The organism is Brevundimonas sp. Br13 (assembly GCF_055391505.1).
This window is the reverse complement of sequence record NZ_AP044008.1, coordinates 1,706,283-1,719,176: the sequence shown is the minus strand read 5'-3', so window position 1 is coordinate 1,719,176 and position 12,894 is coordinate 1,706,283. Positions and strand designations below refer to the sequence as shown.

The window sequence follows — 12,894 nt, the reverse complement described above, 5'->3', positions numbered from 1 at the left end:
GCACCGGACATAGACAAGACGGTTCATGGAACAGAAATCCTCCAGCGTCCGGAAAATATTTAACCGTGAAGAAGCTGAATCCGGGTCGAGCTGATTTCCGCGCGGAGGTTCAGACTGCGCGCCGCCGCCCGGGCGAAGGCCGCAGGATCATTCGCTTCGAACAGGCCGGTGATCTTCATTTCGGCCACGTCCCGATCCGCCAGCAGGATCGGAACTTCGCTGAAACGCGCGAACTCGGCGGCCGCCTGTTCGAGGCTGTCGTTGTGGAACTCGATCTTTCCGTCACGCCAGGCGAGAAGCCGCCCGGTTTGGGGCGCATCGACGAAACGAGGGCTGGTCGCTTCGCCGCCGGCCAGGCTGATCAGCTGGTTGGCGGTCAGGATGTGCGCCCTGTCCCGCCCGACCCGCATATGGACCGATCCCGCCAAGGCGACGATCTCGAGCGGCGCCTGATTCAGCCGCTTCAGCAGGAATGCGCCGTCATAGGTGGTCAGCACCGCGCCCGCAGCCCGCATGACGAACGGCCGCACGGGATCGACGGCCACCTCGAACAGGGCTTCGCCGTACATGAGGACGACTTCCCGCACAGATCGCGTATAGCGGACGCTGACCTGCGACAGGGTGTTGAGCGTGACGACGCTGCCGTCATACAGCGTTACCGAGCGAATCTCGCCGCGCTGCGTGTCGAGACGTTGAGACCGCCGCCAGTAGGCGGCGGCCAGACCCGTTCCGCTCAACATCGCCACAGCGACGCCCGCCGCCAGCAGAGAGCGTCGCGCGACCATCGGTTGTTCGACGACGGGTCCGCCTGCCAAGGCCGCCGCTTGTCTGGTATGAACCGCTATGGCGCGGGCGCGGGCGAACGCGCCCAGGCGACGTGGGTCCTCTCCCGCCCAGGCGTCGAATTCCCGCTGATGCGCCGGTGAAAACGGCCCACGATCAAGCCGCGCGGCCCACAGGGCGGCGCGGCGATCGATCTCTTCAGCCGTTTCCGTCTCTGCCATCCGCCCTTCGTCCGATCCGCACGTTTCGCAACCTAGACGCATCTGGAGCATCATATCCTCCATCGGCGTATGCGGCCATCAAGAGGACAAAGGCATTGGCTATGTGCTTTTCGACGGTGCTTTCCGGGAATCCCGTCTCCCGCGCAATCTCTTTTTGAGAGCGTCCTTGGACCCGACTGAGAATGAAGATGCGGCGTGTCTTATCGGGAAGGCGGTCAATCATTTTCGCGAGAAGCCGAAGTTCGTTTCGGCCCGCGACTTCGTCTTCTGGCGTCACCGCATCTGCCGCCACCTGAAGTCTGTCAATATCTGCGACGGCGTCGAGCGGCACCACGCTCTTCCGTCTTAAGCGATCGACTGCAGCAGACCGGGCCGTGCGAAAAAGATAAGCGCGCACGTTAAGGATGGATCCGACATCCGCGACACCGATCAGTTTCGCGTAGGTTTCCTGCACGATATCATCAACGTCGGCTGGCGATGCCGCCCGGCGCAACCATGCGCGCAGCGCAGGCTCATGCGGCATCACGCTTCGCGCAAGCCAACGCGCTGTGTCTTCTGAAACCCCCATGGCCACAGAGACTGGCACGCGCCTTCACAAGGCAGCAAGCCCGCGATCTCTGAAATCACCCGCACCGGGAGGATGCCCTCCTTTTTTCGGGCGCTGTCGCGCAGTTGTTACAAAGCCGGCATCGACGGTCGATAAAAACGACCGTCGACGCTCCGTTCGCCTAGGTTCTGGACTCATAAGCCCTGAGCCAGAGGCGGGTCGAGGCCAGCAGGACGGCGGCGAGGATGTCTCTTGCCAGCTTGTCGAAGCGGGTTGCGACGCGGCGGAAGTGCTTGAGGCGGATGTCCCGATCGCAGCGATTTCGACCTGGGCACGGGTGGGCAAGTGCGGATCGAGCGCCAACAACTGGCGCAACTCAAGAGCATAGGCTGAGCATACGTCCTGCAAATCTACCGCCGTAGTCCTACAGGATCGCATTGGCCGAGCCAGAGCGCTAATGTCGCCCTGTCAGCAACCCCCACCTTCGCCAGAGGTCGCACCCGCATGCCCGCCGCCTCTCATTCCCATTCGATTACTGAAGCCGGACCAGAACATTGAATGTTTTGGATTTTTTGTTCGACATCGATAGGAAACCGATCCGTAGGCCGAACAAATCTCGAGGTATTGAAAACATTGGTGAAATTCTAATCAATAAAATTTTCGTGATGTCGAGGCCTTTCGCAGTCTGTTGTGACCTTCGACGACATCTTTGACCCAAACGACATCAGTATCAACTTGGAGCTTCTCCACCATGATGGAGTGTATTCTGCGGTCCAGGCTAGCCGAGAGGTTTGCCGGATTCGCACGAATAGGTCGGCACAGCGGCTTCTGCGTAGCCACTCCACAAGCGACCGACCGGAACCGGGCGAGGAGTTGACGGCATGGTCGAGGACGCGATGAGAGGCGATATCGATCTGGCCCCATTCGTAACCCACACGATGGGTTTGGAGGAGATCAACGAGGGCTTCGCACTGATGCACGAAGGCAAGTCGATCCGCACGGTCATTCACTACTGACCCGCCGATCCGAAGCGGCGCGAGGCGCTCGGATCGACAACTCGGCCGTCATCATGTCCCGACCCCTGCCATGATGAAGCGCGCTCTGGCAAATGGGCAACGCGTCGCGATGCGGTAACAAGCGCCGAAGTGCGGTCGTTACATGCCGATAGCGGCACGGACCAGGGCCGCCTGGCCCAGGCGCTTACCAGCGGAGTGTGTCTGGCCTCGTCGCGCGACCCAACGGGAAAATGGTTTTGGTCTAATGCTGGAAAAATATTTAAAAGGTACCGAACATCGGGCCAGCCTGGCCGTTGGATGTATTGAGTCGGAAATGCATTCATCTGTTACCCGGCTGTGATGAACCACGGGCCGCACGGGCGTATAGGGCAGGAAGACTGAATTGAAGAGCAAGGATATTCACGCGACGACGCCGGCCACCGATCATGGGCATACGGGGCCGCCCGCTTGCGTGCAGGTTCGCGGCGCGCGCCAGAATAACCTCAAAAATATTGACGTCGATGTACCGCGCGACGCCTTCGTGGTGTTCACCGGCATATCGGGCTCGGGCAAGTCATCGCTCGCGTTCGGCACCCTTTATGCCGAAGCCCAGCGGCGTTATCTGGAATCGGTTGCGCCCTATGCCCGTCGCCTGATCGACCAGGCCGGCGTGCCGGAGGTCGACGCGATCGACGGTTTGCCGCCTGCGGTCGCGTTGCAGCAGCAGCGCGGCTCGGCCAACGCGCGATCCTCGGTCGGCAGCGTGACGACGCTCTCCAGCCTGGTGCGGATGCTCTATTCGCGCGTCGGCGAATATCCGCGCCATCAGCCGATGCTCTATGCGGAGGATTTCTCCCCCAACACGGTCGCGGGGGCCTGCCCGACCTGTCACGGCATCGGGCGCGTCTATGACGCGACCGAAGAAACGATGGTGCCCGACGACACGCTGACGATCCGGGAACGCGCAGTCGCCGCCTGGCCGGCGGCATGGCATGGCCAGAACCTGCGCGATATCCTCGTGTCACTCGGCTATGACGTCGATACGCCGTGGCGCGACCTGCCGAAAAAGGATCGCGACTGGATCCTCTTCACTGAAGAGGCGCCGACGGTGCCGGTCTATGCGGGTCTGACGCCCGAACAGACCCGCGTGGCGCTGAAGCGCCGCATGGAACCGAGCTATCAGGGCACCTTCACCGGCGCCCGCCGCTATGTGCTGGAGACCTTCGCCAACACGAAAAGCGCGCTGATGAAGAAGCGCGTCTCGCAATATATCATCGGCCGCGATTGCCCGACCTGCGACGGCAAGCGCCTGAAGCGCGAAGCCCTGTCGGTCAAATTCGCCGGCCTCGACATTGCCGAGTTCGGCGACCTGACGGTGCTCAAGCTGAAAGACTTGCTGATCCCCGTCGCGCATGGCGCGTATGGGGCGGTCTCCGCCCCCTCAAAGGGCCATGTTCTGGAAAAAGCGGCCCGCGATGCAGCGGTCGAACAACGGGTTGCGGCGGGCGGCTCGGCGCACAAGAGCGCGCCCGACGTACGCCGCACGCCCAATCTCTCCGACGAGAAGCGGATCGCCGCCCAACGCCTTGCCTGCGAATTGATCGAGCGGCTAGAGCCGCTCATCGATCTTGGCCTTGGCTACATTTCGCTCGACCGCAGCACGCCGACGCTCTCCTCCGGAGAGCTGCAGCGCTTGCGGCTTGCCACGCAATTGTCGTCACAGCTTTTCGGCGTGGTCTATGTGCTTGACGAGCCTTCGGCAGGGTTGCACCCGGCAGATGGCGAAGCCTTGCTCACCATCCTCGAGCGTCTCAAGGCGGCGGGCAACTCCCTGTTCGTCGTCGAACATGATCTCGACGTGATCCGCCGCGCGGAATGGCTCGTCGATGTCGGGCCAGGAGCCGGGGAAAAGGGCGGCGAAGTCCTCTACAGCGGGCCGATAGAGGGGCTTGCCGACGTCGAGAATTCGATCACCCGCCGCTACCTGTTCGCAGAGCCGCTCCGCAGTGAGCGCACACCGCGCGATCCCAAGGCATGGCTACGCCTGGAAGGGATCAGACGGAACAATCTCCATGGTCTCGACGTCGAGTTTCCCATCGGCTGCTTCACCGCTGTCACCGGCGTTTCGGGATCGGGTAAATCCAGTCTTGTCAGTCAGGCGCTGCCCGAGCTCGTCACGGAACACCTCGGCGGCTCCCCCGTGGCCGAGGAGGAGGATATCGACCCGCTGCTCGATGTTGCGCAGAACGACACTGAAGGACGCATTGTCGCAGGCATGGAGCATGTTCGCAGGCTGGTCCGGGTCGATCAGAAACCGATCGGCCGCACGCCGCGCTCGAACCTATCCACCTACAGCGGCATGTTCGACCATGTGCGACGGATATTCGCTGATACGCCGCTCGCCCGCCGGCGGCACTACAGCCCGGGAAGGTTCTCGTTCAACGTCGCGCAAGGCCGCTGCCCTGTGTGCGAGGGCGAGGGATACGTCATGGTGGAGCTGCTGTTCCTGCCGAGCGTTTTTGCCCCCTGCTCGACCTGTCATGGCTCTCGCTACAACCCGCAAACGCTCGAAGTCGAATGGAACGGGCGCAATATCGCCCAGGTGCTCGAACTGACGGTCGACGATGCGTGCGATTTCTTCGCTGGCGAGGCATCTGTGATGCGCTCCCTCGACGTGTTGCGGGAGATCGGTCTTGGCTATCTGAGGCTCGGTCAGCCGGCGACCGAGCTGTCTGGCGGGGAGGCGCAGCGCATCAAGCTGGCGACTGAACTGCAACGCGCTCAACGCGGCAACACGATCTACATCCTCGACGAGCCAACTTCGGGGCTTCACCCCTCCGATGGCGACCGGCTCATGCAACACCTGCAGGGCCTCGTAGACGCCGGCAATACCGTCGTAGTCGTCGAACATGACATGCGCGCCATCACACAGGCGGACTGGATCATCGACCTGGGACCGGGGGCCGGGGAAGATGGGGGCCGTATCGTTGCCAGCGGCGTCCCTGGCGTCGTTGCGGAAGCGGAAGGCAGTCTCACCGCCCGCTATCTCAAGGCGGCGCTGTAGTCGTAAATCTGGCGGAATGCACGTTCGATCAGGTGCATCTCAACCACACGTTGGAATGGGTCGAATCTGGAAGCGGGAGCCGGCGATGTGTCACCGCGGTTGACGCGGCTTAGGGTTTGAGTGCCCGTCAGGTGTGCCGTGTTCGTGCGATACGCGGCGTGGCGGACGGCCATCGCTGGCCATCCGCCACGCTTGCTTTGTGCGGACCTTCTCCAAGGAGAGGGCCCTCACATGGTTCGTCGAAACGCCCCGTCTTAATTCCCTGCTGCGAGCGCCGCGCCCACACCTTCTGCGATCTCCTCAACGAGTTTGGCACAGAAGGCGGGCAAATCATTGGGATCGCGGCTGGTAACAAGGCCGTTGTCGACCACGACTTCCTCATTGGTCCATGCACCGCCGGCGTTCTCGATATCGACCTTCAGCGTCGGGTAGGACGTCAAGGTGCGACCCTTAAGCACGCCCGCCTCGATCAATGTCCAGGGTGCATGGCATATAGCCGCAACAGGTTTTTTCTGATCGAAGAAAGCCCGGATGAAACCAATTGCCTCGACGCTGCCGCGCAGCTTGTCGGCACCGACAGTCCCTCCGGGCACAACAAGTCCGTCGAAATCGTCGGCTTTGACCTCGGAAAACGTCTTGTCGATAGTATAGCTGCCGCCCTCGTCAAGATCGCTATTGACTGTGCGAGCCTTGCCCGGCTCAAAACTGACCACGGTCACTTTGCCACCAGCGTCCTCGACAGCTTGCTTGGGCTTCGAGAATTCTGGTTCTTCCGTCCCGCGGGGTGCGATCAGAATGGCAACTGATTTGCCTTCCAAAGTCATAATTTATTTCCTATTCCGTCGAAAACTAAGGTCAGGCGCCCGGCTTGAGCACGACCTTCGTCCAACCAGCATCGCGCTCGTCGAAATGCTTGTAGGCGTCTGGTGCCTGATCAAGCGGCAGTCGGTGCGAGATGATTTGGGCAGGATTGGCCCGGTCTTGCTCGATAAGCTTCATCAGTCGCCGGTTGTAGTGCTTTACATTGCACTGGCCGGCGCCGATCTTCTGGCCCTTGAACCAGAAGTTGCCGAAGTCGAACGCCATCTTGCCTTCCTTCTGGAGATCGTCGGGCGCGTTCGGGTCTTCCGGAATGAACACGCCGACGACGCCGATTCCGCCGGTGGCCTTCGTGCTTTTGACGAGGCAGTTCATCGTGTAATTGCTGCGCTCCTTGCCGTGGCGATCGCAACACTGATACCCGACCGCCTCAACCCCCCGGTCGGTCCCGAGGCCGCCGGTCGCGTCAAGGATCTGCTGGGCGGGATCGCCCTTGCGCATGTCGATCGGAATGGCGCCCATGGCCTCGGCCAGTTTCAGGCGGTCATCGTGAGAATCGACCACGAAGATCTGAGAGGCGCCGCGGATTTCGGCTGAGTGCGCGGCCATTAAACCGACCGGACCGGCGCCGTAGATCGCGATGCTTTCGCCAGGCAGGAAACCTGACAGTTCGACGCCATGCCAACCCGTCGGGAAGATGTCGGAGAGCATGACATAGTCATCCTCCTTCTCCTCAGCGTCCTCAGGCAGCTTCAGACAATTGAAGTCCGCATAAGGAACGCGCATAAACTCGGCCTGACCACCTTGCCACGGACCCATCTCGGCAAAGCCATACGCTGCGCCAGCGGTTCCAGGGTTGGTCGTGAGGCAAAAACCCGTCAACCCGCGTTCGCAATTTTCGCAGAAACCGCAACCGACGTTGAACGGCATGCACACGCGATCGCCCTTCTTGATGCGATCTACGGCAGAGCCGACTTCGATGACCTCGCCAAGGTTTTCGTGGCCGAAGACCTTGCCCTTCTCGAAGCTGGTACGGCCTTCATACATGTGAAGGTCCGACCCGCAGATATTGGTCGTGGTCAGCCGGATGATAACATCGGTCTGCTTTTCGATCTTGGGATCGTCGATGGTATTGACAGAAACATCTTTGGGCCCGTTGTACACGACAGCTTTCACGGATCTTTTCCTTTCGCAGCTCTTTTCAACGAGTCATCAAATCGAGAGCTTGGCGATGATCCGGTCCATCGCAACGGCGGAGGACATCGCACCCTTCCAAGTGATCTCAGTTTCCTGAACCTTTCGCTACCTGAGAGGTTCCTTCCCGTAGGGCCGTCCTGGGATCAATTCACGGCGGTTTTCTGAATGACTGGGCCAGAACGGCCGAATAACGCGCCGAATTGATGTGCTCAAGAATCTCCCGCGAACTAATGGCGCCCTTACGTCGGGACACATCAACGGCACCTTATCAGTAAATTCAGAAGTGTGATAATCGCAAAAGACAAGGCCATCCACTTTCGCGGATGACCTGTCGTATTCATTTATTCATTTCCCGATCCGACCGGGCCATCCATTCCGGATAGAGACACGAGCCTTACCCTGCAGTCAGACGGCAGCTTAGGGTGCCGACCGCTCCGCTATTTCGCGGCCAGTAGGGTGAACTTGTGAATCTGCGGCGGTTCAGAGAACAGTTCTTCTGCCTTCTCCATCAGTGCGGCGGCAACCTTGCCGTCAAGATGGGCCTGCCGATCCTCCTCTGTGTCGAACGTATCGAAGATCGCGTACGCACCGGGACCTTCCTCGATCGCATACCAGGTCAGAGTGCCCGCCTCAGCTTGAACGAGCGGCAATGCCGAGGTCAGGAAATCGGCGACATCGCGCTCTTTTCCGGGCTTGGCCTTCAGCGGTACATACAGGGCAAGTTTGGGCATAAATGACTCCTCAAGTGAAACGGACACATATTATTCGGCAAAGCAACGGACGAGCGGGCCGATACGTTCCCCATGAGGCGGAGCACACGCGGCCCCGCCTCCTCATTGCAATCAGAACTGCTGTGCGGTCGGACGGATGACAATCGCGTTGACGTCGACGTCATCAGGTTGTTCGACAGCGAACGCGATAGCACGCGCCACCGATGCCGCCGGGATGGCCTGCTTGTAGAAGTCCAGCACCGTCTCGGCAGCCGCGCCAGAGGTCGTGAATTTCAAATCGCTTTCGACAGCTCCAGGCTCGATTGACGTAACCCGGACCTTTTCCCCCACCTCGTGGCGCAAGCCCTCGCTGATCGCGCTGACGGCGAACTTGGTGCCGGAGTAGACAGTGCCGCCTGGTGCGAAGACCTTGATGCCCGCAACCGAGCTCAGGTTGATGATGTGGCCGCTGCCCTGCTCGAGAAAGCCGGGAAGGGCCGCCGCGATGCCGTAGAGCGTACCCTTCAGATTGACGTCGATCATCTGGTCCCACTCGTCGGTGTTGACCTCGGCCATCGGACGGATCGGCATCAGCCCGGCGTTGTTGATCAGCACGTCGAGGCGGCCAAAGTCGGCAATGATTGAGGCGACGACGGACTGGACCGCCGATTTGTCGGTCACGTCCAGCGCGTAGCTACGTGCCGTTCCGCCAACTGCGGCGATGTCCGCGACGACCTCGTCGAGCCTGTCCTTGCGCCGCGCGGCGATGGCCACCTTGGCGCCGCGTTCCGCGAGAAGACGCGCAGTTTCCGCGCCGATGCCGCTGCTGCCGCCGGTTATGAGAACGACCTTGCCTTCGATACCCTTGGTCATGACTGTATTCCTTCAAGTCAGTTGTTGATTTTTCGCCGGATCGCGGCCCCGCGCGAGCCCGCCCGGCCTGATGGGGTCACCGCGAGCGCAACAGGACGGGAGCCGCGCCCACCTTGATGCGGAGCAGCTCGTAGGGCTTGCGGCGCAAGTCCCGCCCGTCGTGGAAGCCTGGCTGGCGGTGAAGCTGGTTGGCGGTGAAGTAGAGGTAGCCGTCGGTGCCGATCGACAGCGTGTCGGGCCAGCTGATGCGCGGGTTGCTGACCACCGTCGTCCAGCTGCCCTGGTCGAGCACGCGGATCGCGTTGTTCTCGTAATCGCCGGCGAACACGCGGCCCTTGTCATCCTCGGCTATCCCGTCCGAGGCGCCTTTGCGCCCCAGGCTGCGGACCGCGCGGCCCAATGCCTCCTCGGACACCGCGGGATCGCGCAGCATTGCCGTGGGCACCGCGTGCAGCGTGCGGCCCGACAGTGGACCGTAATACAGCAGGCTGCCGTCGGCGCTGAGCGCAATCGCGTCGCTTGCGATCGTGACCGGCGTCGCGGGGCCGTCAGCCGGGCGGTTCATGAGCACCGCGCCATCGACAACCGGGGTGAAGCCGGGCTCGGGGTTGGTCGTCGCATGGTTCGACAGGCGCCGGATCGCCCGCCCGCTTGCGATATCGACGACGATGATGCCGCCGATCCCCTCGTTGCTGCTGTCGGTGATGTAGGCGACGCCCTCGGCACCCTGACGCAGATCGAAGCGCACGTCGTTGAGGTAGGTCGTGGGCAGCACCACGCTGGGCGGCAGGACGATCGTCTTCACCACCCGGTCGGTCGCAAGGTCGATTGCCACCAGCTTTGCACCGCCGGCCTGTGGTTGAGAGAATTTGGGCGCCGCCGTGTCGAGCACCCAGAGGCGATTGGCGCCGTCGGCCACCACGCTCTGCACCGAGATGAAATGCCCAGCCGGGTCGGCCGGATCGGGCTGGTTGGTCGCGGCGTCGGGATAAGGCACCGCCTTGCCGTCGACCAGCTCGGCAACCGTGAACGGCGCGTTGTCGCCCCATTGCGGGAAGTTGACGAAGATGCGCCCGTTGGGGGCGACGGTCACGCCAGTCGGCATCGCGCCATCGAAGGTCGCGACCTGTTCGATCTGGGGCGCGGATGCACCCTCGCGGGTCGTCGAGCAGGCGGCAAGCGAGAGGGCAGCGCCAGCGGCAAGAAGCAGTTTGACGGAGGTTTTCATAGGGTCATTTCCTCGAGGATGCGGCCCGCTTCGTGGGGCTCGGACCGGAGATATTGCGGGGGTGCCTTGACCGATGCACCAAGCGCGGCGGCGGCGTGCCAGGGCCAACGCGGATCCCACAGCGCAGCGCGGGCTATCGCTATGGCGTCGGCATGCCCGTCTTCGAGGATGCGCTCCGCCTGGTGCGGATCGGTGATCATTCCGACCGCCACGACAGGCATGGCGACCGCGTCCTTGACCGTCCGCGCCAGCGGCACCTGATAGCCGGGACCGACAGGGATCTGCTGGCGCGGGTCGAGGCCGCCGCCGGAGACGTGGATTGCCGAACAACCGCGCCGCTCCAGCTCCTGTGCAAACAATGCGGTTTCCTCCGCTGTCCAGCCGCCTTCAACCCAGTCGGTCCCAGAAACGCGGACGGTCACCGGGCGGTCGGCCGGAAACGCTTCGCGCACGTCATCGAACACTTCGAGCGGGAACCGCATCCGGTTGTCGAGGCTGCCGCCGTATTCGTCGCCGCGCCGGTTGGAGATCGGCGAAAGAAACTCGTGGAGCAGATAGCCATGCGCGACGTGGATCTGGATGGCTTCGATGCCGAGCCTGCCGGCGCGCCGGGCGGCATCCGCGAACGCCTCCCGGATGCGGGCAAGCCCTGACTTGTCCAGTTCGACAGGGGGATTGTCGTCCGGAGCGAAGGGAATGGCGCTGGGTGCCACGGTCTGCCAGCCATTCTCCGCATCGGGGGCGATCTGCGTTCCGCCTTGCCACGGCTTGGCGCAGCTCGCCTTGCGGCCGGCATGGGCCAGCTGGATGATCAGCGGCATGTCCGACCAACGGCGCACACTTTCGAGCACGCTTCGCATCGCCGCTTCGGTACGGTCATCGTACAGGCCGACGTCACCGTAGGTGATGCGCCCTTCCGGGCTGACCGCGGTCGCCTCTATCGTCAGCGCGCCCGCGCCCGAGAGCGCCAACTGGCCGAGATGCATCTGGTGCCAGTCGGTCATCGCGCCGTCGACTGCCGAATACTGGCACATCGGCGCGATGACGATGCGGTTGGCGAGCCGCAGCCCGCCAACCTCAATCGGTTCGAACAATTTCGCCATCACCATTCGCCCGTGTTGGGCATGGAGGCCCAGGGTTCGGCCGGAGCCTTGTGTTCGCCCTTCTGCAGCAGTTCGATCGAGATCCCGTCCGGCGAGCGGACGAACGCCATGTATCCGTCACGCGGGGGGCGATTGATCGTCACGCCGCCCGCCTGCAGCCGCGCGCACGTTTCGTAGATGTCGTCGACCCCGTAGGCGAGATGGCCGAAGTTTCGGCCGCCCGTGTATTTCTCGGAAGCGCTGCCATCCTCGGGCGGCCAGTTGTACGTCAGCTCGACCTCGGCATCGCCCTGCTCGCCGTCGCCGCGGAAATCCTCGTCGGCGGCAAGGTAGATCAGCGTGTAACGCCCGGCCTGGTTCTCCATGCGCCGGGTCTCCCTGAGACCCAGCAGCGTGAAGAACCGGACCGCCGCCTCGGGATCGGCGACGCGCAGCATGGTGTGGAGATACCGCATGATCAGGCGTCCTTGTCCTTGAGGGCTTCCATCACGAGCTCCGCGGTGCGGGTTGCGCTGGCGGGGTTCTGGCCGGTCACAAGGTTGCCGTCGCGCAAAGCGAATGGGGCGAAATCGGGGCCGCTCTCGTGCTTGCCGCCAAGTTCCTTGAGGCGCGTTTCGAGCAGGAACGGCACGGCCTTGTCGAGGCCGACCGCGCGTTCCTCGCTGTCGGTGAAGCCCGCGACACGGCGGCCAGCCACGAGGGGCGTGCCATCGGCCTTCTTCGCCGAGACCAGCCCTGCCGGTCCATGGCAGACGGCGGCAACGATCTTGCCTTCGCGGTCGAAGCGTTCGACCAGGCGGGCCAGTTCGTCGCTGCCGGGGTAATCGAACATGGTGCCGTGGCCGCCGGGCAGGAACAGCGCGTCGTAGCCGGCGGGATCGATGCTTGTGAATACAGGGGTGCTGGTAACCTCGGCCTTCAGGGCCTCGTCCTTAAGATAGCGCTCGACCGAAGCGTCGTTCTCGCCGTCGGCGTTGACGCTGCGCTGGTCGACGGGGATGGCGCCGCCCTTGATCGAGGCCAGCGTCACCTCGGCGCCCGCATCGCGGAAGGCATAATACGGGGTGGTAAGTTCCTCGAGCCAGACACCCGTCGGTTCGGTGCCGGGAATCATTCGGTCGGCGGAGGTGGCCACCATGAGAATGCGGGTCATCGTCAATTGTCCTTCTCCATTGATGTCGGGGACACGAGCAAACGCAACCGGCGCAGCCGCACCCGCCACAAAGACAGCGGTGAGTGCTTTCAGCAGTTGGCGGCGATTTTGCATTCAATCGTTCCTTTCGGCGGCTTAGATACGCAGGGAACGGCATCATGAAATCCAGCGGGAATGGCGGACGGCCATAAATCCAGTTAT

General features: G+C 62.5%; 12 protein-coding genes. 2 read left to right on the top strand and 10 right to left on the bottom strand.

Annotation, left to right across the window (positions count from 1 at the left end; all coding sequences use genetic code 11):
* Positions 1-59: 59 nt before the first annotated feature.
* Positions 60-1,004, bottom strand: a complete 945-nt coding sequence (locus ACZ5M6_RS08455; protein ID WP_464158136.1) for a FecR family protein — start codon at positions 1,002-1,004, stop codon at positions 60-62.
* Positions 982-1,527 (bottom strand): RNA polymerase sigma factor, encoded by a 546-nt coding sequence (locus ACZ5M6_RS08450; protein WP_464158134.1) that lies wholly within the window; start codon positions 1,525-1,527, stop codon positions 982-984. Before ACZ5M6_RS08450 ends, ACZ5M6_RS08455 begins: the two co-directional genes overlap by 23 nt.
* Positions 1,528-2,432: 905 nt before the next feature.
* On the opposite strand from ACZ5M6_RS08450, the gene ACZ5M6_RS08445 reads away from it, so the two are divergent.
* On the top strand, positions 2,433-2,567 hold the full coding sequence (locus ACZ5M6_RS08445; RefSeq protein ID WP_439897218.1) for a hypothetical protein: 135 nt from the start codon (positions 2,433-2,435) through the stop codon (positions 2,565-2,567).
* 382 nt (positions 2,568-2,949) lie between these two features.
* Positions 2,950-5,610, top strand: a complete 2,661-nt coding sequence (locus ACZ5M6_RS08440) for an excinuclease ABC subunit UvrA (protein ID WP_269465529.1) — start codon at positions 2,950-2,952, stop codon at positions 5,608-5,610.
* A 254-nt stretch (positions 5,611-5,864) separates the two neighbouring features.
* Here the strand turns inward: ACZ5M6_RS08440 and ACZ5M6_RS08435 are convergent, their stop codons facing one another.
* The 8 genes from ACZ5M6_RS08435 to ACZ5M6_RS08400 form a co-directional block, all read right to left on the bottom strand.
* Positions 5,865-6,434 (bottom strand): type 1 glutamine amidotransferase domain-containing protein, encoded by a 570-nt coding sequence (locus ACZ5M6_RS08435; protein ID WP_072493507.1) that lies wholly within the window; start codon positions 6,432-6,434, stop codon positions 5,865-5,867.
* A gap of 31 nt (positions 6,435-6,465) precedes the next feature.
* Positions 6,466-7,605 carry a glutathione-independent formaldehyde dehydrogenase gene (locus tag ACZ5M6_RS08430; RefSeq protein WP_464158128.1) on the bottom strand — a complete coding sequence of 380 codons (1,140 nt, stop codon included), beginning with the start codon at positions 7,603-7,605 and terminating at the stop codon, positions 6,466-6,468.
* A gap of 458 nt (positions 7,606-8,063) precedes the next feature.
* Positions 8,064-8,357 carry a putative quinol monooxygenase gene (locus tag ACZ5M6_RS08425; RefSeq protein WP_066551104.1) on the bottom strand — a complete coding sequence of 98 codons (294 nt, stop codon included), beginning with the start codon at positions 8,355-8,357 and terminating at the stop codon, positions 8,064-8,066.
* Positions 8,358-8,468: 111 nt separating this feature from the next.
* On the bottom strand, positions 8,469-9,209 hold the full coding sequence (locus tag ACZ5M6_RS08420; RefSeq protein ID WP_066551102.1) for an SDR family oxidoreductase: 741 nt from the start codon (positions 9,207-9,209) through the stop codon (positions 8,469-8,471).
* Between the two features lie 76 nt (positions 9,210-9,285).
* A complete protein-coding gene (locus tag ACZ5M6_RS08415) occupies positions 9,286-10,437 on the bottom strand; it encodes an L-dopachrome tautomerase-related protein (protein ID WP_464158123.1) in 1,152 nt (383 codons plus the stop codon).
* On the bottom strand, positions 10,434-11,540 hold the full coding sequence (locus tag ACZ5M6_RS08410; RefSeq protein ID WP_464158121.1) for an NADH:flavin oxidoreductase/NADH oxidase: 1,107 nt from the start codon (positions 11,538-11,540) through the stop codon (positions 10,434-10,436). The genes ACZ5M6_RS08415 and ACZ5M6_RS08410 overlap by 4 nt, the downstream gene beginning before the upstream one ends.
* Positions 11,540-11,995: a VOC family protein gene (locus tag ACZ5M6_RS08405; protein ID WP_211306070.1), complete on the bottom strand. Its 456-nt coding sequence runs from the start codon at positions 11,993-11,995 to the stop codon at positions 11,540-11,542. Before ACZ5M6_RS08405 ends, ACZ5M6_RS08410 begins: the two co-directional genes overlap by 1 nt.
* A 2-nt stretch (positions 11,996-11,997) precedes the next feature.
* Complete coding sequence (locus ACZ5M6_RS08400; protein ID WP_197458447.1) at positions 11,998-12,807, bottom strand: type 1 glutamine amidotransferase domain-containing protein; 810 nt, start codon at positions 12,805-12,807, stop codon at positions 11,998-12,000.
* Between the last annotated feature and the right edge of the window lie 87 nt (positions 12,808-12,894).